Origin of the sequence: Serratia sp. szju (assembly GCF_044594185.1) — a bacterium.
GTDB classification, from domain to species: domain Bacteria; phylum Pseudomonadota; class Gammaproteobacteria; order Enterobacterales; family Enterobacteriaceae; genus Serratia; species Serratia bockelmannii.
In genome coordinates, this window is record NZ_CP172576.1 from 3,878,613 (window position 1) to 3,901,745 (window position 23,133).

General features: G+C 61.4%; 17 protein-coding genes. 10 read left to right on the forward strand and 7 right to left on the reverse strand.

Annotated elements, in window-relative coordinates:
• Positions 1 to 149 precede the first annotated feature (149 nt).
• Positions 150 to 1,046 (reverse strand): DMT family transporter, encoded by an 897-nt coding sequence (locus tag RE418_RS18355; RefSeq protein WP_089180929.1) that lies wholly within the window; start codon positions 1,044 to 1,046, stop codon positions 150 to 152.
• Between the two features lie 129 nt (positions 1,047 to 1,175).
• Between RE418_RS18355 and RE418_RS18360 the strand changes: the two genes are divergently transcribed.
• Both RE418_RS18360 and RE418_RS18365 read left to right on the forward strand, forming a co-directional pair.
• Entirely contained in the window at positions 1,176 to 1,745 is a 570-nt protein-coding gene (locus RE418_RS18360) for a helix-turn-helix domain-containing protein (protein ID WP_043143518.1), read from the forward strand.
• A 123-nt stretch (positions 1,746 to 1,868) separates the two neighbouring features.
• A complete protein-coding gene (locus tag RE418_RS18365) occupies positions 1,869 to 3,794 on the forward strand; it encodes a DUF3857 domain-containing protein (protein WP_089180928.1) in 1,926 nt (641 codons plus the stop codon).
• A gap of 38 nt (positions 3,795 to 3,832) precedes the next feature.
• Here the strand turns inward: RE418_RS18365 and RE418_RS18370 are convergent, their stop codons facing one another.
• The 3 genes from RE418_RS18370 to RE418_RS18380 all read right to left on the reverse strand — a co-directional run bounded on the left by RE418_RS18370 (position 3,833) and on the right by RE418_RS18380 (position 6,974).
• Positions 3,833 to 4,189 carry a DUF1937 family protein gene (locus RE418_RS18370; RefSeq protein ID WP_089180927.1) on the reverse strand — a complete coding sequence of 119 codons (357 nt, stop codon included), beginning with the start codon at positions 4,187 to 4,189 and terminating at the stop codon, positions 3,833 to 3,835.
• A 99-nt stretch (positions 4,190 to 4,288) separates the two neighbouring features.
• Positions 4,289 to 5,521: an ethanolamine utilization protein EutH gene (gene eutH, locus RE418_RS18375; protein WP_033643135.1), complete on the reverse strand. Its 1,233-nt coding sequence runs from the start codon at positions 5,519 to 5,521 to the stop codon at positions 4,289 to 4,291.
• On the reverse strand, positions 5,514 to 6,974 hold the full coding sequence (locus tag RE418_RS18380; protein ID WP_089180926.1) for a glycerol kinase: 1,461 nt from the start codon (positions 6,972 to 6,974) through the stop codon (positions 5,514 to 5,516). Before RE418_RS18380 ends, eutH begins: the two co-directional genes overlap by 8 nt.
• A 257-nt stretch (positions 6,975 to 7,231) precedes the next feature.
• Here RE418_RS18380 and RE418_RS18385 point away from each other — a divergent pair, with 257 nt between their 5' ends.
• The 3 genes from RE418_RS18385 to RE418_RS18395 all read left to right on the forward strand — a co-directional run bounded on the left by RE418_RS18385 (position 7,232) and on the right by RE418_RS18395 (position 10,732).
• The gene (locus RE418_RS18385) at positions 7,232 to 8,635 is read left to right on the forward strand and encodes an NAD(P)/FAD-dependent oxidoreductase (RefSeq protein ID WP_049207552.1); all 1,404 of its coding nucleotides are present in this window, start codon (positions 7,232 to 7,234) and stop codon (positions 8,633 to 8,635) included.
• Positions 8,625 to 9,848 carry an FAD-dependent oxidoreductase gene (locus RE418_RS18390; RefSeq protein ID WP_089180925.1) on the forward strand — a complete coding sequence of 408 codons (1,224 nt, stop codon included), beginning with the start codon at positions 8,625 to 8,627 and terminating at the stop codon, positions 9,846 to 9,848. Before RE418_RS18385 ends, RE418_RS18390 begins: the two co-directional genes overlap by 11 nt.
• A 113-nt stretch (positions 9,849 to 9,961) precedes the next feature.
• A complete protein-coding gene (locus tag RE418_RS18395) occupies positions 9,962 to 10,732 on the forward strand; it encodes a DeoR/GlpR family DNA-binding transcription regulator (protein ID WP_049205697.1) in 771 nt (256 codons plus the stop codon).
• 48 nt (positions 10,733 to 10,780) lie between these two features.
• On the opposite strand, the gene RE418_RS18400 is transcribed toward RE418_RS18395, so the two are convergent.
• The 3 genes from RE418_RS18400 to RE418_RS18410 all read right to left on the reverse strand — a co-directional run bounded on the left by RE418_RS18400 (position 10,781) and on the right by RE418_RS18410 (position 15,980).
• Positions 10,781 to 13,075, reverse strand: a complete 2,295-nt coding sequence (locus RE418_RS18400) for an FdhF/YdeP family oxidoreductase (RefSeq protein ID WP_089180924.1) — start codon at positions 13,073 to 13,075, stop codon at positions 10,781 to 10,783.
• A 206-nt stretch (positions 13,076 to 13,281) separates the two neighbouring features.
• The gene (ggt, locus tag RE418_RS18405; protein ID WP_089180923.1) at positions 13,282 to 14,955 is read right to left on the reverse strand and encodes a gamma-glutamyltransferase; all 1,674 of its coding nucleotides are present in this window, start codon (positions 14,953 to 14,955) and stop codon (positions 13,282 to 13,284) included.
• Between the two features lie 161 nt (positions 14,956 to 15,116).
• A complete protein-coding gene (locus tag RE418_RS18410) occupies positions 15,117 to 15,980 on the reverse strand; it encodes a LysR substrate-binding domain-containing protein (protein ID WP_025302888.1) in 864 nt (287 codons plus the stop codon).
• Between the two features lie 143 nt (positions 15,981 to 16,123).
• Between RE418_RS18410 and RE418_RS18415 the strand changes: the two genes are divergently transcribed.
• The 5 genes from RE418_RS18415 to RE418_RS18435 all read left to right on the forward strand — a co-directional run bounded on the left by RE418_RS18415 (position 16,124) and on the right by RE418_RS18435 (position 23,133).
• Positions 16,124 to 17,263: an agmatine/peptidylarginine deiminase gene (locus RE418_RS18415; RefSeq protein ID WP_049207556.1), complete on the forward strand. Its 1,140-nt coding sequence runs from the start codon at positions 16,124 to 16,126 to the stop codon at positions 17,261 to 17,263.
• 76 nt (positions 17,264 to 17,339) lie between these two features.
• Positions 17,340 to 18,020, forward strand: coding sequence for a bifunctional 2-polyprenyl-6-hydroxyphenol methylase/3-demethylubiquinol 3-O-methyltransferase UbiG (locus RE418_RS18420; RefSeq protein ID WP_049207558.1), 681 nt, complete (start codon positions 17,340 to 17,342; stop codon positions 18,018 to 18,020).
• 56 nt (positions 18,021 to 18,076) lie between these two features.
• Positions 18,077 to 18,727, forward strand: a complete 651-nt coding sequence (locus RE418_RS18425; RefSeq protein ID WP_049207561.1) for a hypothetical protein — start codon at positions 18,077 to 18,079, stop codon at positions 18,725 to 18,727.
• 124 nt (positions 18,728 to 18,851) lie between these two features.
• Positions 18,852 to 19,994 (forward strand): efflux RND transporter periplasmic adaptor subunit, encoded by a 1,143-nt coding sequence (locus tag RE418_RS18430; RefSeq protein WP_089180922.1) that lies wholly within the window; start codon positions 18,852 to 18,854, stop codon positions 19,992 to 19,994.
• 1 nt (position 19,995) lies between these two features.
• Positions 19,996 to 23,133: an efflux RND transporter permease subunit gene (locus RE418_RS18435; RefSeq protein WP_089180921.1), complete on the forward strand. Its 3,138-nt coding sequence runs from the start codon at positions 19,996 to 19,998 to the stop codon at positions 23,131 to 23,133.

Here is a 23,133-nt window from a genome sequence, read left to right on the forward strand (position 1 = left end):
AGTTCGTTCCAGTAGCTGAAACGGATGCGCCGTTGCAGGCGGTGATGCCACATAGAAAACTCCTTCTACCCTACACGGTTTAAATAAATAGCACCGCGCCGGACACAAGGCGAATGCCTTATTGTGCATAGCTTGCCCGTCGGGCGGGATTAACCGATTTTACCGGCCCGGTGCGCGGCGAGCGTCCATCGCCAGCCGAAGTTCATGCCCGCTGCCGCGCCGAGAATGGCCAGCGTGCCCAGCAACTGCAGCAGGCTGAGACGGTGCCCGAACACTGCCCAGTCCACCACGATCGCCACCGCCGGGTAGATGAACGACAGGGCGCCGACCAGGGCCGTGGGGATCTTCTGAATGGCGCCATAGAGCAACGTGGACATCAAACCGGTATGCACCAGGCCGAGGGTTGCCAGCAGCAGCCAGTCGATGGGGGCCGCAGGCGGCGTGGCCAGACCGGCGAACGGTGCCAGTGCCAACGTGCCAACGGTCAGTTGAATCAACACGATGAGCTGCGGCGGCAACGCGGCCAGCCGTTTGACGATCGCCGCCGCAATGGCGTACATCAGGGCCGCACCGAGCGCCAGTACCACGCCGAGCAGGTAGTCATCGCCGCTGCCGCCGCTTTGCCGGCCGGCGACGATCAACACCATCCCCGCGAACGCCAGCAGAAGCCAGCCCAGCCGGTTAGCCGTTAGTTTTTCGCCGAACAGCAGCGCCCCCAGCGCCACCAACATAAACGGCTGAACATGGTAGGTCACGGTGGCGACAGCGATCGAAGCATGCTGATAGGCGGCAAACAATAGCGTCCAGTTGAGCACCAGCGCGATACCCCCGAGGATGGCGACAGCCAGTTGCCGCCGGTTGATTGCGCCGGGTTTCAACTGCCCAAGCGCGGCGCAGGTCGCCAGCATGGCCAGCGCGCCGAACGCGCAGCGCCAAAACACCACCGTTGTGGGCGGCTGCCCTAAAACGAGTACCGGCCAACCGACGGTGCCTGAGATGGTCATGGCGAGGAACATTTGCACTGCGCCGCGCGTCTTTGTTTTCATGTTGTTGCCCTCGCTGCCTGACCGTACTTGTGGTGAAGCCGCTTAATCATTAAAATGAACAATTGGACATTATGATGAACATGCATGCAGCTGTTCGTCAAGTCGAACAATCGGATGATATAGCGAACGATGAGCAATAACCTGATGCAGAACATTACGCCGATCGGCCTCTTGTCGGCGGCGATCCGCCGCGAGCGTGAGCGATTGAACCTGTCGGTGACCGAGCTGGCGAAGCGCGCGGGCATCGCCAAGTCCACGCTGTCGCAGCTCGAAGCCGGCAGCGGTAATCCCAGCCTGGAAACGCTGTGGGCGTTGGCGATGGCGCTGGACGTGCCGGTCAGCCGACTGATTTCGCAACCCAGCAGGCCGGTGCAAGTGATCCGCGCCCATGAGGGAACGCCGGCGCTGTCGGAGCAGGGCAACTACGCCGCCACGCTGCTGGCCACCTGCCCGCCGGGCGCGCAGCGCGACATTTACCGGCTGCGGGTGCAACCCGGAGAGGCGAAACTTTCCCGGCCACATCCCCCCGGCACCGTCGAGCATGTGATCATCAGCAGCGGGCGAGCGCGCCTCGGGCCGGCGGAGCAGCCGCTGGAGCTGAGCGCCGGCGATTACATCAGCTACTCCGCCGATCGCGAGCACGTTTTCGAAGCGCTGGAGCCGGAGACCACCGCCGTGATGTTGATAGAACAGGGTTAGCCCGGGCGTTGAAGGTCCGTTTATTGAAAATGATTCTCAATTATATTAGTGTGCCCGCCTGTTTTGACGCCGGGGCAGGCGCGTAGCCCGGCGTCGCCGTTTATTGCCCTTCAAGGACCGAAGATGAAAATCGCTATTCCTTCCCTGCTGTTATTCGCCGGTTTGACGGCAACGCACCCGGCCACCGTGTTGGCCGCTACACCGCCCGTCGCGGCGGATCAGGGCCAGAACGACACGGCCAACAACGATTTCAGCTTCGTGCGCTATCGCGCGGATTACCGCGTCAACGCCAACGCCACCAACGTGAAGACGGAAAGCTACGAAGTGCTGCTGAAGACCAAGGCGGCGGTCGAAAAATTCAGCCAGATCCGCCTGAGCTACAGCGAAAAAATGGAAACGCTGGAGGTGGTCGCCGCCTACACGCTGACTGCCGACGGCCAGCGGCACGACGTGGCGCCCGATCGCATCTATACCCAGGAGAGTTACTCCAGCGCCACGGCCCCGCTGTATGCCGACCGCAAAGTGCGCGTCATCGTGTTCTCCAACCTGGCGCCGGGCTCGCGGGTGGTGTATGAGCTGCGCCGCACGCAAAACACCCCGTATTTCCCCGACTATTTCGGCCTGTGGGAGACGTTCAGCGTTTTCGATCAGTTCGACGACGCCGAAGTGACCCTGCAGGCACCGGCCAAGCTGCCGATGCATATCTTCACGCGTGGCGTGGAAGGCGGGGACAAGCCGCAGATCCGCAACGGCCAAGCGCACTGGCGCTGGCATTATTCGCGCAGCGCGCCGATGAAATCACAAAACTGGGCAGCGGACAGCTGGACCTTCAGCCCGACCATCATGGCGAGCACCTACCGCGAGTGGCCGCAGTTGGCCAAGGCCTATCAGCTGAAGGCCGGTGCGGCGGCGAAGGTGACGCCGGGCGTCCAGGCACTGGCAGACAACATCACCGCCGGCATCAGCGATCGGCGCGAGCAGGCGGAGGCCCTCTATCGCTGGGTGGCGCAAAACATTCGCTACGTGGCGGTGTATCTTGGCAACGGTGGGCTGGAGCCGAATTCGGCGCAGAGCATTCTCGACAACCACTACGGCGACTGTAAGGACCACGTGGTGATCCTGGAGGCGCTGCTCGCCGCCAAGGGTATTGAAAGCTCACCGGTGCTGATCGGTATGGATGAAGGCCCGTTACTGCCTAAAGTGCCGCTGCTCAGCCGCTTTAATCACGCCATCACCTATGTGCCGGAGTTCAAACTGTACCTGGACTCCACCAACCCCTGGGCGCGGTTCGGGCAACTGCCGCAAGGCGATCTGGGGGCGCCGGTGCTGCTGACGCGCGACGCCAAGCTGGCGCGCACGCCGGGCAGCGATGAGCAGCCGGTCAAGAGCGCGCTGAGCGTCGATTTCGTGTTTGACAAAGCGGGCAATCTGCACGGACAAACCGAGCGTCGGCTGAGCGAAGTGGAAGAAATTGACCTGCGGGGCTATTTCTCGCAGATCAACCGGCAGAACCGGGCGCAGGCCGAAGCGTCGATCATGTCCGCCTCCGGTATCGACGGCAGCGGCGAAGTGGCGATGAACAGCGATCCGCTGGATCTCAAAAAACAGTTCGGTTACCGCTTCCGCTTCAAGGCGGACGACTACGTCGATTTCGGCGTGGTGGGCGGCATGACGCTACCTAATCCGCCCGGTGGCAAATCGTTCCGCACGCTGTATACCACCACGGCGGCACCGGACAACGAAACGCCGTTCTACTGCAGCGCGCAGCGCTACGACGAAACCTACCGTCTGCAGCTGCCGGCCAACGTGCCGATCATCGCCATTCCGCAAGACAGACAGTTCCGCAATGCGGCGGGCGACTATCGCGTGGCGTGGCGGCGCGACGGGCAGCAGGTGATCGTCAATCACCGCCTGCAGGTGAACGCTATTCGCGGCAAGGAGGCGCTGTGCCAGGCACAGGATTACCCGGCGTTCCGCGAGCTGTTCCAGCAGGTGCGGCGCGGTTTCCGCGGCCAGGTGGTGTACGGCGAATTGGCCAACGGCAAATAAGCCGCTGCCCCGTCGCGCTTAGCGGCGGGGCGCACGCCTCAGTTGAACTCGCCCGCGACCCCAGACCACAGGCTGACGCGGCAGCCGCGTGCGGCGAAAGCGTCCATCTCGCGCTTGATGCCGCCGCTCTCTTGCCAACCCGGCAAATCGAGCACGATCAACTCATCCATCGCCGCCATGAACAGGGCGTCGATCGGCGCCCACAGCTTGCCGATGGCGGTTTTGTCGAGCTCTTGCAAACACAGGTTGATCGGATGTGACATGCTGACCTGGCTAAAAACGGCGCTGCCGGCGCGTACGATAGCGGCGGCGACGTCGTTGCACGCGATAAAGCGTTGCTGCACGACGTTGGCGTCGGCGTGGCTGTAGGGGCAGGCTAAAAATATTTTTCTCATTACCGTTTGTTCTCTCAATAATTGATGGTCGGGGCGAAAAAAGGGCGCAGCTTCCCCGTGAGGCGGCGCCCCGTTTATTTTTATGGCTTAGGGATAAATTTAGCGAGCGGCGGCGGCGATGGCCGTCGATTGCCTTTGCGTCTGTTCTTTTTCCAGCAATTCGGCTTCCGGCACCGAGATCTTGATGGCGATCAGGACAGCAATCATGCCACCGAGGAATTTGCCCATCATGATCGGCAACACCAGCGAAGGTTGGAAGTTGGCGGTAAAAGCTAGGTGATCGCCCAGCGTGGCCTGTGCGCAGATGCCGAAGGCCACGCACAGCACCTTATCGCGGGCGCGCATGCCTTTGAACAGGTGATAAACGGCGATGATATTGGCCAATACCATAATAAAGCCCAGCGCGCCGGTATCCGATAAACCGAGCTTTTTACCGATGAAATGCATCGGCTTGCGGCAATAGCGCTGGAATAAATAACAAATGGGGAATGTGCCCGCCAGCATAATGCCGATATAACCGGCGATCTCGATAGCGCGGAATAATTCGTCTTTGTCGGCAAATAACGGATCGAATACCCAGCCGCCGAACACCTTTTTAAACACACCGGTGAAATGCTCGATGATGCACAGCGCCAACACCAGCTTGATAAAGGCATCCGCCGCCTTGCCGAAGATCAGGAACCCTTTCACCATCGCCGCCGGCCGCAGCTTCAGCCCCAACGCCAACAGGAAGCACAGGGCGAACAGCGGGGACAGCAGCCGCAGCGCCTGCAGCAAGTCCAACTGCAGATAGTGCGCGGCAGGTGACGTGGTGGAGATAATCTCCCTGACCGGCAGGTTGTTGAAGGTGATGGTCACCAGGGCGATCAGCACGGCGAACGGAATGCTGATCAGGCCCGCCATGGCGCCCAGCGCCAGATATTTATGGTCGTCGCGGTTCAGCATGATAAGCCCGACCGGGATCAGGTACACGATGCTGGCGCCGGAGGTGTAGCCCACCAACATGGCGACGATCCACATGTCGCGGTTGGCGGCGATGGCGTCAGCCAACTGATAGCCGCCCATGTCCACGGCGATCACCGCCAGCGCCGCGATCGAGGCGTCGGAGCCGAGCGCCGAGAAGAAGGGGCCGATGCTGTACATGATCAGGTAAGAGATGATTGGGATCGCCGCCATGATGCCCGCCTGGGCGAGAAACACCGGGCCGATGGCGTGAATGCCGTTGACGAACTCACGTCCCAGTTCGCCTTCCGGTTTGACGATCGACGCCAACGCCCCGATCAGAGTGCCGGCCATGATGATATAGATGATGAAATTACCGAACTCAGCCATGGTGTTCCTCCTGCGATGAACGTAAGCCGCGCGAACGCGCGATGATTTCCTGATAGCGGGCAAACCAGACCGCCATATCGACCTCGGCGGGCTCCGTCACTTCATAGCGGTTGAGCACCTTGAGCGGCTGTTCCACGCCCAGCCCTTTACGCGCCAACAGAGCCACGCCCTGAGCGGTGATCTCTTTATTGGCGGGCGTAACGATGCGCTTTTGGATCAGGTTGGCGAGGAACTGCGTGAAATAGCGGTTGGCGGACAGACCACCGTCCACCGAAATGCTGTCGCCGATCGGTTTCAACTTATCCATGGCGTTGATCACCTCGGCGGAACGCATGGCGATGCCTTCGAGTATTGACTGCAGCAGATCCTTGCGTTCGGTTTCCAGCGACAGGCCGGCCCACATCCCGGCGGCGGAGCGATCCCAGTACGGGCAGGCCAGCCCGGAGAGCGCCGGTACAAAGGCCAGGCCGCGCGCGATGGCCGGCTGGGCCGGGAAATCGCCGAATTCATCGAAATCGTTGAACAGGCCTATCTTTCTCGCCCAGTTAATGGCGGAGGCCGCGTTATAAACGCCGCCGTCCAGGCCATACACCGGCTCGCTGCCGGGCAGCTTCCAGCACAGCGTGGGCAACAGGCCGGACTCGCCGGCATCGATCGGACGCGGCCCGGTGATCGCCTGTAAAAAAGCGCCGGTACCGAAGGTGATCTTCATCTGCCCAGGTTGATGGCAGCCGTGGCCGTATGTACCGGCAAACTGGTCGACGATGCAGGCCGTCAGCGGTACCGGTTTGCCGTTGAGCACGACGTCGCCGAAGTGGCCGATGTTGTCTCTGACCTCGGGCAGGCTGTCGATCGGCACGCCGAACAAACGGCACAGCTCCTCGTCCCACTGCAGGGTATGAATGTTGAATAACGAGGTGCGCGAGGCCGAGTTATAGTCGGTGAGATGCCTGCCGCACAGGTGGAACAGGAAGAAGGCGTCCATGGTGCCGAGCCGCAGGCGGCCGCGTTGCGCCAGCTGCCTGGCCCCCGGCGCGTTGTTCATCAGCCAGCCCATCTTGCTGGCGGAGAAGTAGGTATCGAGCGGCAGGCCGGTTTTCGCCATCACCAGCGGTTCGACGCCTTCGCGTTTCAGGCGCTGGATCTCCGGCTCGGTGCGCTGATCTTGCCAAACGATGGCGTTGTACAGCGGCAGGCCGCTGTCGGCGTCCCAGGCCAGCAGACTTTCGCCCTGATGCCCTAAACCGATGGCGTCCACCATGTCGCACTGGCTGAGACAGCGGCGGATATTCGCCAGAATCTCCAGGGCGTCGTGTTCCACCCAGCCCGGATTGGGGGTGATCTGCTTGTGCGGCATGCTGGCCGGCGAATGGTGCCTGCCGTCTTCGCCGAACACCACGACCCGGGTGCCGGTGGTCCCCTGATCAATCGCGGCATAACGTTGATTCATCATTGCTTCGCTCTCTTATAGGTTTTGTTTTTTATTGTGCCTGGTGTTGGTTGTATGACTGTTTTAATAATCTATCTTCAATTTCACACATTAAAGCAACATAAATCACAAGATAAAATAACCCCGCGTGATCGACCTCATACTTTTTGCTTATCACCGCGTTCTGCGGCTTTTTTTTGGGAGTTGTGTTGTTTTTACCATTTCAAATGCGGTTATTGTGTGGTTTTATTGTGGTTATCACATCAAAACGGGACATCAGCATGATGGAAGAACAAACGGATTGGGACATTGTCGTGATTGGCGGCGGTGTGGTCGGGTGTGCGGTATTCCGCCAATTCTGCCTGATGGGCGCCCGAACGCTGCTGTTGGAAAAGGGAGGCGATATCCTGTCTGGCGCCAGCAAAGCCAACAGCGCGCTGCTGCACACCGGCTTCGATGCGCCCAGCGGCAGCCTGGAACTGCATTGCATGCAGGCCGGGTACCGGGAATTTATCGCCATCCGCGAACGGATGAATTTGCCGCTGTTACCCACCGGCGCCTTGGTTGTGGCCTGGGATGAGCAGCAGTTGGCGGCGCTGCCCGCGATCGTGCAGCAGGCGCACGACAATGGCGTGCTGGACGTGGCACAGATCGACGCCGCCGAGCTGTATCGCCGTGAGCCACAGCTGGCGCCCGGCGCGTTGGCGGCGGTAGAGGTGCCGGGCGAGAGCGTGATCGATCCCTGGAGCACGCCGCTGGCTTACCTGACGCAGGGCGTTAAACACGGCGGCGACTATCGCTTCAATACCGAGGTGACCGGCGCCGAACGCTTGCCGACCGGCTGGCGGCTAACCAGCAACCGGGGCGAGTTTCACGGCAAAATCGTCATCAACTGCGCCGGCAATCAGGGCGACCGGGTAGAAAGTTTCTGCCACCAGCCCGAGTTTGAAATTCGCCCTCGCAAAGGGCAGTTCCTGGTGTTCGACAAGGCCGCCGCCGGGCAGGTCAACGCCATTATCTTGCCGGTGCCGACGGCCATCACCAAAGGGGTGCTGCTGTCGAAAACCATCTTCGGCAATCTGCTGCTGGGGCCGACCGCCGAAGAACAGCAGGATCGAGAAACGGCAACGGTAGACGAAACCAAAATGCGCGAACTGATCGAACAGGGCACCCGGCTGCTGCCCTCGCTGGCGAATTACAGCGTGACCGCTAGCTATGCCGGATTACGCCCGGCGACCGAACAGAAACACTACCGCATTCAGCACTATCCCGAGCGGCAGTGGATCTGCGTGGCGGGCATTCGCTCCACCGGCCTGACGGCGGCGCTCGGCATCGCGCAATATGTGGAACAGCTCTATCGCGACCACTTTACACCGTGCTTCACGCCAAAAACGCCGGAGACTGTGCATTGGCCGCAGATGCCGATGCTTGCCGACTACGCGCTGCGCGATTACGCGCGCCCGGACAACGGCGGCATCGTTTGCCACTGCGAGCTGGTGACCCAACGGGAGATCGAGGCGGCGTTCGATTCCGCCGTGCCGCCGGAGTGCATCGGCGGGCTGCGGCGCCGCACGCGCGTGATGATGGGGCGCTGCAACGGGTTTTATTGCTGCAGCCGGGTAGCGGAAATGGTAGGCGATCGTTTTGGCCAAACGCTGGCCGTAGGGAGCATTGATGAAAACTGAGTATCAGGTGGCGATTGTCGGCGCCGGGCCGGCCGGGATCGCGGCGGCGACCGCGCTGCGGCAAGCGGGGATCGAGGATGTGGTGATCCTGGAGCGGGAACGGCAGGCGGGCGGCGTGCCCAGACACTGTCGGCACCCCACCTTTGGGCTGCAAACGTTTTATAGGCCGATGCTGGGATCCACCTATGTCGATAAAATACTGGCGCGCGCCGGGCAGGTGGAGATCCGTACCGGCGTGACGGTGCTCGCCATCAAGCCGGACGGCGAGCTGACCATCACGGACTGCCGCGGCGTCAGCACGTTGAAAGCGCAGCGGGTGATCCTGGCGACCGGCGTGCGCGAGACGCCGCGCCATCCGCGACTGGTGAGCGGGCTGCGGCCGCAGGGCGTACTCACCGCCGGTGCGCTGCAGCAGTTCGTCTATCTGCGCGGGCTGCAGCCAGGTAAGGCGCCGGTGGTGGTCGGCACCGAGCTGGTCAGTTTCTCCGCGCTATGGACGCTGCGCAACGCCGGCGTGCGCGCCGTCGCCATGATTGAAAGCGGCGGCAGGCCCGTCGCCTGGCGGTTGAGCGCGCTCTATGCGCGTCTGATGGGGGTGCCGATTCATTATTATTCGCGGGTGACCGATATTGCCGGCTGCGATCGGGTTGAGTCCATCGAGGTGGAAAACCGCCAGGGGGAGAAACGGCGCATCGCCTGCGACAGCCTGATCTTCACCGGCCGCTTCACCGGGGAGTATACGCTGATCCGCCAGAGCCACCTGGCGCAGCGGCCGGACAGCGGCTGTCCGTTGACAGACCAGTTCGGCCGCTGTTCCGACGCCGCCTATTTCGCCGTCGGCAACATGCTGCATCCGGCGGACATGGGCGACCAGTGCTATCAGGAAGGGCTGCGCGTTGGCGAGGCCGTTGCCCGTTCGCTGCAGCGCACGCTGCCACCGGCGCGGCAAATCCTCCCGGTGCGGCATGACGAACGGATCCGCCTGACCGCGCCTACCAACGTGGCGCTGTCAGGCAAAGCCACCACGGTCACGATCAATATGCGCGTGGAACAGGCGGTGTCCGGTTCGGTGGTGGTGCGGCTGGGCGACGAAGTGCTGTATCGCAAAACGCACCGCTGCCTGCCGGAACGGCGGATCCTGCTGCGCAACATCGCCTTGCCGCCCGACGGCGAGCGTGACGCACTGCACATCAGCATAGAATCCGCCGGGTGAACGATGGCAACGGCTTGCGTCTAACGCCCTGAAACCCGTAGTATTCCGTCAGTTAACGCCGCAAGTCTCGGCGGAGGCAGTCACTCTTACTAAAGGCAGCGAGTGTAATGTGAATGGATATCTCTAATTCCGTGGAAAGGCGCAATGAAATACTGGCGCTGATCCAGGCCAACGGCCGGGTTTACGTGAATGAGCTGGCGGATAAATTCCAGGTTTCGCAGGAAACCATTCGGCGCGACCTGAACAAGCTGGAAGACTATCGGCTGATCAAGAAGATCCACGGCGGCGCGGTGAGCAGCCAGTTTAAATTCGAGCATGAATTCAACGAGCGGGCCAAAATCGCCGAGGCCGAGAAGCGCGCCATCGCGGAGAAAGCGGCGACGCTGCTCCAACCGGGCGATACGGTGTTCGTGGATTTCGGCTCCACCACGCTGGAGTTTGCCCGGCAGTTGGCGACGGTCGATCAGTTAACGGTCATCACCAACTCGCCGTTGATTGCCAACGTCTGTCTGGAGAATGACTCCATTGACGTGGTGCTGATCGGCGGGCAGTTCATCGACTCCAAAATGGCGTGCCTGGGCGCGATCGCATTGAATAATATCGAGGCGTTTTTCGCCGACTACGCCATCATCGGCGCCGGCGCGGTCAACGTGCAGACCGGCGTAATGGATCAGAACGTCAATGAAGCGGCCATCGCGCGCAAAATGATTGCCCAGAGCCGCAAGTGCATCGTGCTGGCCGACGAAAATAAGCTGCGCGGGCATGCGATGACGCTGGTGGCCAAATGGCCCGAGGTCGATTATCTGGTGACCTCCGACAGCGGTAACGCATTAGAAGGCTTGGTTTTCCCCGCCAACGTTAATGTGTTGGTGGCGCAGGTCTAAAGGGGGAGAAGCCTTTCTCCATGCGGAGAAAGGCTCAAACCGCTTCCGTCAGGCGATATCGACCGCGCGCACCTCTTTGGATCTCAACTTCACGCGGATCGGCACCGATTTATACGAAGGCGTGCCGCTCTCCTCATCGATGTAATGCAGCGGCACCAGCACGTTGGCCTCCGGGTAGTAGGCGCCGACCGAACCGGCTGAGATGTTGTAGGCGATCACCGTGATGCCTTCCAGGCGCTGGGTGCTGCCGGGCAGCGCCGTTTCCAGATCGACCACGTCGCCATGTTCCAGCCCCAAACGTTGCAGATCGCTGTCATTCATGAACAGCACGTCGCGCCGGCCGAAGACCCCGCGGTAGCGATCGTCCAGAGCATAGATGGTGGTGTTGTACTGATCGTGGCTGCGCAGCGTTATGAGCCGCAACGTGTCTTTGTCTGTCGTTATCTCGTCCTCATGCAGCCCGTTGAACACGGAAAACATCGCCTTGCCCGTCGCCGTCGGCCACTGGCGTTCGGTCGGCGGCAGCGGCATGCGGAAGCCGCCGGGTTGGCGAATACGCGCGTTGTAATCGTCGAAGCCGGGAATGGTTTTTTCGATCAGCTCGCGGATCACGTCGTAATCTTCGATCAGCTCATCCCAGGGCACCTTGCTGGCGGGCATCACCGCTTTGGCCATGCCGGCCACAATGGCGGGTTCCGAACGCAGCAGTTCCGACGCCGGTTTTAATTTGCCGGATGACGCATGCACCATCGACATCGAATCCTCCACCGTCACCGATTGCCGCCCGCCGGCCTGCATGTCCAGTTCGGTGCGGCCCAGGCAGGGCAGAATGAGGGTTTCTTTTGCCACCAACAGATGGCTGCGGTTGAGTTTGGTGCCGATATGCACGCTTAACTCCAGGGCTTTCATCGCCGGGAAGCTCTGCTCGGGGTCCGGCAATGCTACGGCGAAGTTGCCGCCCAGGCAGATCAACGCCTTCGAGGCACCATCGATCATCGCCTGCATGCATTTCACGGCATCGTGACCATGGGCTTTGGGCGGCGTGAAGCCAAACACCGTTTCCAGCTTTGCCAAAAAATCGGCCGACGGTTTTTCGGTGATGCCGACGGTGCGGTTGCCCTGCACATTGGAGTGGCCGCGCAGCGGGCAGATGCCGGCGCCCGGTTTGCCGATGTTGCCGCGTAGCAGCAGCAGATCGGCGATCAGGCGCACATTGGCCGTCCCTTTATTGTGCTGCGTAATGCCCATGCCGTAGGTCACGATGGTGGCGTTGGATTTTGCGTAGGCGGTGGCGACCCGTTCCAGGTCCTGGCGCGCCAGGCCGCTCTCCACTTCGATAGCCTCCCAATGGGTGGCCGCCAGATCGGCGGCGAAAGCGGCAAAGCCTTGCGTGTGCTCGGCAATAAAGGCGTGATCCACGGCGTTGCCTTGTGTTTCATCCAGCTGCAGCAGCGCTTTGGCGATGCCTTTGAGCGCTGCGGCGTCGCCGCCGGCCTTGACCTGATAGTAGGTGGACGCGATAGGGGTCGAACTGTAGGTCGCCATTTCGATGACGTTTTGCGGATCGGTGAAACGCTCGAGCGCCCGCTCGCGCAGCGGGTTAAACACGATAATCGGCACCTTTTTACGCGCCAGTTCATGCAGCGTGCCCATCATGCGCGGGTGATTGGTGCCCGGATTGTGCCCGATGGAGATAATCAGCTCCGCGCTGTCAAAGTCGTCCAGCGACACGGTGCCTTTACCGATGCCGATCGACTGGGGCAGGCCAACGCTGGTCGGCTCATGGCACATGTTGGAACAGTCGGGGAAGTTATTGCTGCCGAACTCCCGCGCAAACAGCTGGAACAGATAGGCCGCCTCATTGGACGCCCGGCCGGAGGTATAAAACTCCACCTGCTCCGGCGGCAGCGTTTGCAAAACGGCGGCGATGCGTTGAAACGCCTCATCCCAGGCCAGCGGGCGCAAGGTGTCCGTCCCGGCGTCATAGCACAGAGGGGTTGTCAGGCGGCCATAGTCTTCCAACTGGTAATCGGTTTTCTGCAGCAGCGACGTTACGGTGTTCTGCGCCAGAAATTCGGGCGTCACGCGCTTGCTGGTCGCTTCCCAGGTCACGGCTTTGGCGCCGTTTTCACAAAACTGGAAGGTAGATCGATGTTCTTTATCCGGCCATGCGCACCCCGGACAATCAAAACCGTCGGGTTGATTGGTGCGCATCAGCGTCACCGGCGCTTCTAAGGTGTCCATCTGCGTGCGCACGGCGATGGCCGTCGCTTTTAGTGCGCCCCAACCGCCGGCGGGCCCATCGTAGGGATGCACCCCAGGTACTGCTCGTCTTTTCGCCATTGTTGATTGCCTCCGACATCGCTTACGATAAATGCAGGTGATTGATTTACTGAAAATATTATTTTTATCGTCCAAGATGGAACGCAAGCGCCGTCGCCGTTAAACGCGAGCCTGTCGATTCAGTATAGATGAGTGAAAAAGGGAGCAACGTCAGTCTGTGCGGGGAGAACGGCGGCCCGGCGTGGCTGAAGCGGGCCGCCGGCGCGTTACTTTTTCACCACCAGTCCGACGCCGCGGCCGCGCGGATCTGATGCGGTTTCCGGCGTGCGGCCATCGATGCGGATAGCCTGAATATCCCCCATGTTCCAGCCCTGGTCTTCGAGGGTGTAACCCATGGCCTTCAGCTCGTCCGCCGGTTTGCCGGTCAGCGGCGCAAAGCTGTCATAGTAGACGGTGTCCTTCGGCAACAGCTGATGGTGCACGCGCTGGGCGGCGACCGCCTGCGCCAGCGGCAGGTGGTAATCGTAGAGGTTGTTGATCACCTGGAAGATCGAGGTGAAGATGCGTGAACCGCCCGGGGTGCCGATCACCAGGGTGACGTCGCCGTCGCGGGTGATGATGGTCGGGCTCATCGAGGAGAGCATGCGCTTGCCCGGCTCGATGGCGTTGGCGTCGCTGCCCACCACGCCGAAGGCGTTGGCGACGCCGGGTTTGGCGCTGAAGTCGTCCATCTCGTCGTTAAGCAGGAAGCCGGCGCCTTTGACCACCACGCCGCTGCCGAAGTCCCAGTTGAGCGTATAGGTGTTGCTGACCGCGTTGCCGGCGGCATCGACGATCGAGAAGTGGGTGGTTTGGTGGGTTTCCAGCCCCGGCCGCACCTTTTCGGTCGGCGAGATCGCCGTCGGGTTGATCTCGGCGGCGCGTTTTTTCAGGTAGTCGGGGGCGATCAGTTGCGCTTCCGGCACCTGGGTGAAGTCCGGATCGCCGAGGTAGTCGGCGCGATCGGCGAACACGCGTTTTTCGATTTCCGCCAGCAGGTGGATGTAGCGCGCCGAATTCAGCGGCACGCTCTTGAAGTCGGCGGCGCGATCTTCTTTGATCCCCAGCAGCTGCGCCAGCGCGATGCCGCCGGAGCTGGGCAGCGGGGCGGTATACACGGTGTTGCCGCGCCAGCTGATGCGCATCGGTTCACGCCATTTCACCCGATAGTCGGCCAAATCCGCCGCGCCGATCAGCCCGTTGTCGCGCTGCATTTGCGCCACCAGCAGGCGAGCGGTTTCGCCGTGATAAAAATCGTCGGCGCCCGATTTGGCGATGCGCTCAAGGGTGGCGGCCAGCTCCGGCTGCTTGAACACCGTGCCGGGCTTCATGGCGCCGAAATAGTCGCCGAAGTTGGTTTTACCGGCGAACAGCTTGTTGGCGTCTTCACGGTACTGATACTGCTGATCCGCCACGGTGAAACCTTGCCGGGCGTAACCGATCGCCGGCGTAAGCAGCTCGGCCCAGGGCAACTTGCCGAAGCGTTTATGCGCTTCCCACAATCCCAGCACGGTGCCCGGCACGCCGGCGGCGCGGCTGCCCACCAGGCTGAGATTCTCGATCACTTCGCCTTTCTCGTTCAGATACATAGTTTTGCCGGCGGCCTTGGGCGCCACTTCGCGGTAGTCGAGGAAATAGGGTTTGCCGTCGACGTACAGCGTCATAAAGCCGCCGCCGCCGATATTGCCGGCTTCAGGGTAGGTAACGGCCAGGGTAAAGGCGGTGGCGACCGCCGCATCGACCGCATTGCCGCCGGCCTGCAGAATGTGCGCGGCGACCTTGGCGCCATACTGATCCGGGGCGGCGACCGCGCCGGCGGTCAGTTCGGCGGCAAAGGCAGCGGGAACGGTGCAGGCAAGGGCCACGCTCAGAGCTATCGTTTTCAATAAACCGGCAGACATAGAAGATCCTTTTAGCGATGTTCAGTTATCAGGTGAATTCAACTAATTATTTTGAAACAGCAGGTTAGCGCGTTTTCTTCGGGCTGTTGCGACGCTTTATTGAAAGTAGCAGCGGGCAGGCGGGGCCGCCTGACCAGAGTAGCAAATCGTGACGTGGCGCGTTATGCGCCGGCGGGCAGCGCCGACTGCAGCCATTGGCAGAAGTGCCGGGCGAGCGGATTGTGTTCGCTGTCGCGGTGCAGCAGCCACGCCCAGTTGGCGCCGCGCACGCGTTGCTCGGTTAACGGTTGCAGCAGCCCGGCGTCGCGCGCGTGTTGCGCCAGCAATTGGCTGACCAACGCGATGCCGAGGCCGTTGCAGGCGGCGTCCAGCAGCAGACCAGGATCGGAGAAGTTCAGCCCGCTGTCTCGCTGGCCGACGTGCGCGCCGCCCGCCACCGCCCAGTGGCTCCAATCCATCTCGCGTTCGCCGTGCAAGGTCACGCGCTGCTCCGGCGTCAACGCCAGCAGGCTGGGGTGGCAGGCGGGGTAGAGTCGGTCGGTACAGAGAACGTTAAAGGTGCAGTCCGCCTGCGCGCTGAGATCGTCACGGATCGCCAGATCGATGCTGTCCGTCGCCATATCCGGCGGTTCAAAGCTGGTGAACAGCCACAGATCGATCTGCGGATGCTGCCGATTGAAATCGCCCAGCCGCGGCGTCAGCCAGTGGCGGGCAAAGGCCGGGGTGGTGTTAACGATCAGTTGGTTGGGTTTGCGGTACTGATCCAAACGGCGAATGCCGACGGCCAGCTGTTGCAGCATCACCTGTGCGGTGCTGAACAGATCGTGGCCGGCGTCGGTCAGCGCCACGCTGCGGCCGGTGCGGAAGAACAGCGGTTGCTCCAGAAACGCCTCGAGGCTGCGGATTTGCTGGCTGATCGCCGACTGAGTCAGGTGCAGCTCTTCGGCAGCCTGATGAAAACTGCCCAGGCGCGCCGCCGCTTCGAAACCGCGCAGGGCGCTCAAGGGGGGCCAGTGTTTTAACATTATCGATAAGCCTGTCTAATCAGATATCCGCTAAATATATCGTTTGTCGCGGTGGCAGGGGAAGACTAGCATGGGATTCAAGCGCTGGAGCGTAAAAAAACCGGCTAACAGTTTGAATTTAAATCAATTTAAAGAGGCTATTTATGTCAACGCGTCGCACCTTTATCAAGCAGCTTTCGGCGGTGGCCGGTGTGAGCTTGACGGCATCATTGGGCATCCCGTTACGCGGTCACGCGAAAGCTGCGCTTAATCCGGCCTGGCGGATGCCCGACGAAGGGGAACCGCAACAGCGGGCGTTTCTCGCTTTCGGCGCGCAGCGTGCGATTTGGGGCGGGTTCACCGCGGACGTGCAGGCAGCGCAGGGGCGCATCGCCCGCGCCATCGCCGACTTTCAGCCGTTGACGGTTTTTTGCCGCGGCAATGAACGGCAATTGGCTGAGGCCACCTGCGGCAGTCACAACGTCAGCTATGTTGTCACTGAGCTGGATGATATTTGGATGCGCGACATCGGCGCCAATTTCGTCGTCAATGACGCCGGCGAACTGGGCGCGGTGGATTTCAACTTCAACGGCTGGGGCGATAAGCAGCAACATGCCAGGGATGCGCGTCTGGCAGGGTTTGTCGCCAGGCGATACGGCGTCGCTCAACCGCGCCGCAGCGCGCTGGTAGGCGAAGGCGGCGGCATCGAGGTGGATGGGCACGGCACCGGCATCATGACCGAGAGCAGTTGGGTGAATGCGAACCGCAACCCGGGCTGGAGCCGAGACCGGGTTGAGCAAGAGCTGAAGGCGATGCTCGGCCTGCGCAAAATTATCTGGCTGCCGGGCATTAAAGGCCGGGACATCACCGATGCCCACGTCGATTTTTATGCCCGTTTCGTGCGGCCTGGCGTGGTGGTGGCCAACCTGGATACCGATCCGGCCTCTTATGATCATGCGGTTACCCAAGCGCATCTGGCGATCCTCAAAGCAGCGACCGACGCCGACGGCCGCACGCTGCAGGTACATACGCTTTCGCCGCCGCGGGCACCGCGCGAAAGCCGATTCAGTCGCCGCAACCCCGATTTCGCGGCGGGCTACATCAACTATTTCGTTATCAACGGCGCGGTGATCGCCCCGGAGTTTGGCGACCTGCAGGCGGACAAGGCGGCGTTTGAACTGCTGTCGGCGCTCTATCCGCAGCACAAGGTGGTGCAGCTGGAGATCGACGCCATCGCCGCCGGCGGCGGCGGCATTCACTGCGTGACCAGCCAATTGCCGGTGCATGGCAAGCCAGACCAGTGAATGTTCAAAAAATGCGCACGCGGTTGTTTGTCGCCATAGGGTGTGATTGGCTGAGTGGAAACATAAGGAGGCCATAATGAACGACTCACCCTTGAGCATTCCCACCTGGTATCGCGATCCGCACGCAGAACAGGCCATGGCCGAAGGCCATGCGCCCATCTGGCGGCATCTGCTGAGCCTGGTGCCGGAACACGAATTGTCCGGCGTCAGGGTGCTGGACTTCGGCTGCAATCAGGGCGGTTTTCTGCGTCTGTTGCACCAAATCCGGCCATTTCGTGAAGGACTCGGCGTCGATATCGCCCGCCAGTCCGTCGAACAGGCCAACCGCCTGAAAGGAAACCTGCCGATCGGTTATCAGACCGACACGCGGTTGACGGGTTATGAGAACCACTTCGATATCGCCTTCAGTCATGAAGTCATCTACCTGATTGAAGATATCGCGCAGCATGCCGCCGATATGCTGCGGGTGCTGAAACCGGGCGGTGTTTATTATGCGGTGACCGGTTGCCACACCGACAACCCGCTGTGGCCGCAATGGCGCGAAAGGGTGGCTGAACAGACGCATACCGTGGTGCGGGATCGCGCTCTGGACGACTATGCGCGCATTTTCTCCGCCGCGGGATTCCAGGTCTCTGCCCGCCGGCTGGGCTTTTCCGGCTTCGTGCCCTATGAGCCGGACGGCTGGATGCCGAATATCGCGGCGGCGATCGACTACTATTGGCACACCAAAACGGTGTTTAGACTGGTTAAACCCTAAAAATCCCCACGCGGCGCTCGGTACGCCGCCGCTGACGAGATAAGATGGCGAGATTTATGATGGATGAGGATGCGAAAACAATGGACTTTCGTTTGAACACCCGGTTATCCCTGCTTATGGTCTCGCTCTTGGCGCCCGTTGTTGGGGCCAGTGCCGCTACGCTTACGCTCGATAATCAGGATCCGGCGGCGGTGTATCTCATTCCGGACGCGAAGCTGATTCAAGAACGCGAGGGGGTGAAAATCGCCGGGCAGTCATACCGTTATTTCGTACTTCAGCTCGCCGACAATCTCCAGTATGAAGGCTATATCACCCGATGCGCCGACGACGATGCCGATAAATTGAATGAACAAGCGCGGCGACAATTGAACCGTTGTACCGAACAGGTCATCGACGACCTGGATCGGTTGATGGAAAAGACCGCCAACTTGACATTCGACTACGGCGGTACGCAAAACGTTTATCGGGGCGAAGAACATTCAACGCCTTATTATTACTATTCATTCGCCCGCGTGGCCCACTATTATCAGACCGAAGACGGACGTCATCCCCTGTATGGTCTGGTTTATCGTTGCAAACAGCCGGCGAGCGATGCTCATCGGGAGCAAGAGCCTGATGCGACTGAAACGACGCAGCCGCCGGCTGAAGTGGAACGCTTTATTGCATTGGCAAAAAATCGCTGCGCCAATGTGCTGAAACCACGCTGAACGATATTGCTCCACCGTTTCCCGCTTCGACAAGATTTTACGCTATCCTTACGCAACCCTTTCAGAAGCGAATGTCTGCATTCGATATATTGAGAATAGTCATTCTCAATGGGATCGTATTGCAATGCAGAGAAAAACGCTTTTGGTGCTTGGGCTGTCGCTGTTGCTGGCTGCCTGCGATGGGCAAAACGCCGGTGCGCCGACGGGCGCAGGCGGTGAGCAGGAGGTCGGCGTCGTCACGCTGCGCGGCCAGTCAGTGACCCTGAGCAGCGAGTTGACCGGCCGGGTCAACGCCACCATGACTTCCGACGTGCGGCCGCAGGTCGACGGCATCATCAAGCAGCGGCTGTTTACCGAAGGGGCCGAGGTGAAAGCCGGGCAGGTATTGTACCAAATTGACCCCGCCAGCTATCAGGCCAGCTACGATCAGGCCGCCGCCCAGCTGAAAAACGCCCAGGCCACGGTGCAATCCACCCGGCTCAAATCACAGCGCTATGCGGCGCTGGTGAAAGAGAACGGCGTTTCTCAGCAGGATGCGGACGATGCCAAAGCCGCCTATTTGGCGGCCGTGGCGTCGGTGGCCCAGTATCAGGCAGCGCTGGAGACGGCGCGCATCAACCTCGCCTATACCCAGGTGCGGGCACCGATCGCCGGCCGCATCGGCATCTCATCGGTGACGCCGGGCGCGCTGGTCACCGCCAGCCAGACCGATGCGTTGGCCACCATCCGCGCGTTGGATCCGATCTATGTCGATCTGACCCAGTCCAGCGCCCAGTTGCTTAAACTGCGCCGTCAGCAGGCCGCTTTGCAGCGCGGTGCGGTCACGCCGGTCGCCATCAAGCTGGAGGACGGCACGCCTTATGCCCACGCCGGCAAGCTGGAGTTGACCGAGGTGGCGGTGGATGAGGCCACCGGTTCGGTCACGCTGCGTGCGGTGTTCCCCAACCCCGAGCATGAGCTGCTGCCCGGTATGTACGTCCACGCCACGGTGGATAACGGCGTCGAGCCCAAAGCCATTCTGGCGCCGCAGCAGGGCATCACCCGCAACGCCAAAGGGGAAGCCACCGCGTTGGTGGTGGACGAGCAAAACAACGTGGCGCAGCGCACCGTCAGCGCCGAACGGGTGGTGGGCAGCAACTGGCTGATCGGCAGCGGGCTGAACGAAGGCGATCGCCTGATCGTCGAAGGCACCGGCAAGGTCACGATCGGCGCCGCGGTGAAGCCGGTTGAGGTTTCAGTCGACAAAACCCAACGCGGGGAGCAGTGATATGGCGCAGTTCTTTATCCGGCGGCCGGTATTCGCCTGGGTGATCGCCATCATCATCATGCTGTGCGGCCTGATGTCGATCAATTCATTGCCCGTCTCGCAGTACCCGGATGTCTCACCGCCGCAGATTTCCATCTCCGCCACTTACCCGGGCGCGGACGCGGAAACGCTGGAAAACAGCGTCACGCAGGTGATTGAGCAGCAGCTCACCGGCCTGGACGGCCTGCTGTATTTCTCTTCGACCAGCAGCTCCAGCGGCTCGGTCAGCATCAACGTCACCTTTGATCAGGGCACCGATCCGGATATCGCTCAGGTGCAGGTGCAAAACAAGGTGCAGCAGGCGGAAAGCCGTTTGCCGAGCGCGGTCACTGCGCAGGGCGTGACGGTCAAGAAATCCCAGAGCAGCTTCCTGCTGATCGTCGGGCTGTATGACGAAAGCGACAAGGCGACAATGGCCGATATCTCCGACTATCTGGTCAGCAACCTGCAGGATCCGCTGTCGCGCATTGAGGGCGTGGGGGACGTGCAGGTGTTCGGCTCGGAATATGCGATGCGTATCTGGCTGGATCCGACCAAGCTGGCGAGCTATGCGCTGATGCCTTCCGACGTGCAGACGGCGATCGAAGCGCAAAACACCCAGGTGTCTGCCGGCAAGATCGGCGATCTACCGGCCGCCGCCGATCAGCAGCTGACCGCCACGGTAAAGGCGCAGTCGCGGCTGCAAACGCCGGAACAGTTTCGCAATATCATCCTGAAAAGCGACAGCAGCGGCGCGCTGGTGCGGCTGGGTGACGTAGCGCGGGTTGAGCTGGGCAACGAAGACTACTCCGCCAGCGCGCACCTCAATGGCCACCCGGCGGCGGGGATCGCGGTCAAGCTGGCGGCGGGCGCCAACGCCCTGAGCACCGCCAAACTGGTTAAGGCCAAGGTGGCGGAATACCAAAGCGCGATGCCGCAGGGCTACAAGGTGGCCTACCCGAAAGACAGCACCGACTTCATCAACATCTCGATCGAGGAGGTGGTGAAAACGCTGTTTGAAGCGGTGGTGTTAGTGGTGGTGGTGATGTTCGTGTTCCTGCAAAACCTGCGCACCACGCTGATCCCGACCATCACCGTGCCGGTGGTGTTGCTGGGCACCTTCGGCGTCTTGGCGGCGTTCGGCTATTCGATCAATACCCTGACGCTGTTCGGCATGGTGCTTGCGATCGGGCTGTTGGTGGACGACGCCATCGTGGTGGTGGAAAACGTCGAACGCGTGATGCGTGAAGATAAACTGCCGCCGCGCGAGGCGACGGAGAAATCGATGCGCGAGATCACCGGCGCGCTGGTCGGCATCGCGCTGGTGCTGTCGGCGGTGTTTCTGCCGATGGCGTTCTTCGGTGGTTCCACCGGGGTGATCTACCGTCAGTTTTCAATCACCGTCGTCTCCTCGATGGTGCTGTCGGTGGTGCTGGCGTTGACGCTGGCGCCGGCGCTGTGCGCCACATTGCTGAAATCGACGCATGAAGAACAGACCGACAAAGGGCTGCTGGGTAGATTCAACCGCGGTTATAACCGGCTGCAGGAGAAGTACGCCGACAAGGTCGGCGCAGTGATCCACCGGCCAACGCGCTATCTGCTGCTGTACGGTCTGCTGTTGATCGCCGCGGCCGTGATGTACCTGCGTTTGCCGACCGGTTTCCTGCCCAATGAGGATCAGGGTTCGGTGATGGTGCAGTACACCTTGCCGGCCGGCGCCACCAACGCCCGCACCTCGGCGGTGAGCGAGGCGGTGACCGCCTATTTCCTCGATCAGGAAAAGGCCAACGTCAGCACCATTTTCACCATCAACGGTTTCGGCTTCAGCGGCAGCGGGCAAAACGCCGGCATGGCGTTCGTCAGCCTCAAAGACTGGAGCCAGCGCAGCGGCAGCGAGAACACCGCCGACGCCATCGCCAAACGCGCCATGGCGCACTTCGCTTCGCTGCGCGACGCCCAGGTGTTCTCCATGAGCCCACCGGCGATCGACGGTTTCGGTCAGTCCGACGGCTTCACTTTCGAGCTGCAGGCCAAAGGGGCGACCACCCGCACCGAGTTGCAGGCGATGCGCGACCAGATCGTCGCCGCCGCCGGCAACAATCCGGCATTGCTGGCAGTGCGCGCCAACACCTTGCCGGACACCCCGCAGCTGCAGGTGGTGATCGACAACGGCAAGCTGCAGGCGCTCGGCCTGAGCGCCGGTGACGTCAACAGCACCCTCAGCAGCGCGTTCGGCAGCACCTACATCAACGACTTTATCGACCGCAACCGGGTGAAAAAAGTCTATATGCAGGGCGACGTGCAGTACCGCGCCAAGCCGGAAGACCTCGACCGCTGGTTTGTGCGCGGCACCAATGCGTCGGGCGCCAGCAGCATGACGCCGTTCTCCGCCTTTGCGTCTTCGCACTGGATCTACGGGCCGGAGAACCTGTCGCGCTATAACGGGCTGTCGTCGTTCGAGATCACCGGGCAGGGCGCCGCCGGCGTCAGCTCCGGTACGGCAATGAGCGAGATGGAGAAACTGGCGGCGAAATACTCCGCCGGCAGCAGCTATTCCTGGAGCGGGCTGTCCTATCAGGAACGGCTGACCAGCGGCCAGGCGTCGTCGCTGTACGCCATTTCGCTCATCGTGGTGTTCCTGTGCCTGGCGGCGCTGTATGAGAGCTGGTCGATTCCATTCGCGGTGATGTTGGTGGTGCCGATGGGCGTGGTGGGCTCGCTGCTGGCGATCACGCTGCGCGGGCTGGAAAACGACATCTACTTCCAGGTGGCGCTGCTCACCATCATCGGCCTGTCGGCGAAGAACGCCATTTTGATCGTCGAGTTCGCCGAGGAGATGCACCAGCGGGGGGAAACGCTGATTGGCGCGGCGGTCCACGCGGCACGCATGCGCCTGCGGCCGATCCTGATGACCTCGCTGGCGTTCACCGCCGGGGTGCTGCCGCTGGCGGTATCCAGCGGCGCCGGCGCCAACAGCCGAATCGCCATCGGTACCGGCATTATCGGCGGTACGATCACCGCCACCGCATTGGCCATCTTTTTCGTACCGCTGTTTTATGTGTTGGTGCGCCGCATGTTTACCCGCCGGCCCACCAACTCGCCGTCTCAGGCAGGAGAATAA

Excerpts from the sequence above, each read along its gene's own strand:
- RE418_RS18410 (WP_025302888.1), bottom strand. The coding sequence starts at position 15,980 with ATGTTAAAACACTGGCCCCCCTTGAGCGCCCTGCGCGGTTTCGAAGCG.
- RE418_RS18390 (WP_089180925.1), top strand. The coding sequence starts at position 8,625 with ATGAAAACTGAGTATCAGGTGGCGATTGTCGGCGCCGGGCCGGCCGGG.
- eutH (WP_033643135.1), bottom strand. The coding sequence starts at position 5,521 with ATGGCTGAGTTCGGTAATTTCATCATCTATATCATCATGGCCGGCACT.
- RE418_RS18385 (WP_049207552.1), top strand. The coding sequence starts at position 7,232 with ATGATGGAAGAACAAACGGATTGGGACATTGTCGTGATTGGCGGCGGT.
- RE418_RS18360 (WP_043143518.1), top strand. The coding sequence starts at position 1,176 with ATGAGCAATAACCTGATGCAGAACATTACGCCGATCGGCCTCTTGTCG.
- RE418_RS18435 (WP_089180921.1), top strand. The coding sequence starts at position 19,996 with ATGGCGCAGTTCTTTATCCGGCGGCCGGTATTCGCCTGGGTGATCGCC.
- RE418_RS18355 (WP_089180929.1), bottom strand. The coding sequence starts at position 1,046 with ATGAAAACAAAGACGCGCGGCGCAGTGCAAATGTTCCTCGCCATGACC.
- RE418_RS18380 (WP_089180926.1), bottom strand. The coding sequence starts at position 6,974 with ATGATGAATCAACGTTATGCCGCGATTGATCAGGGGACCACCGGCACC.
- RE418_RS18400 (WP_089180924.1), bottom strand. The coding sequence starts at position 13,075 with ATGGCGAAAAGACGAGCAGTACCTGGGGTGCATCCCTACGATGGGCCC.
- RE418_RS18370 (WP_089180927.1), bottom strand. The coding sequence starts at position 4,189 with ATGAGAAAAATATTTTTAGCCTGCCCCTACAGCCACGCCGACGCCAAC.
- RE418_RS18430 (WP_089180922.1), top strand. The coding sequence starts at position 18,852 with ATGCAGAGAAAAACGCTTTTGGTGCTTGGGCTGTCGCTGTTGCTGGCT.
- RE418_RS18365 (WP_089180928.1), top strand. The coding sequence starts at position 1,869 with ATGAAAATCGCTATTCCTTCCCTGCTGTTATTCGCCGGTTTGACGGCA.
- RE418_RS18395 (WP_049205697.1), top strand. The coding sequence starts at position 9,962 with ATGGATATCTCTAATTCCGTGGAAAGGCGCAATGAAATACTGGCGCTG.
- RE418_RS18420 (WP_049207558.1), top strand. The coding sequence starts at position 17,340 with ATGAACGACTCACCCTTGAGCATTCCCACCTGGTATCGCGATCCGCAC.
- ggt (WP_089180923.1), bottom strand. The coding sequence starts at position 14,955 with ATGTCTGCCGGTTTATTGAAAACGATAGCTCTGAGCGTGGCCCTTGCC.
- RE418_RS18425 (WP_049207561.1), top strand. The coding sequence starts at position 18,077 with ATGATGGATGAGGATGCGAAAACAATGGACTTTCGTTTGAACACCCGG.
- RE418_RS18415 (WP_049207556.1), top strand. The coding sequence starts at position 16,124 with ATGTCAACGCGTCGCACCTTTATCAAGCAGCTTTCGGCGGTGGCCGGT.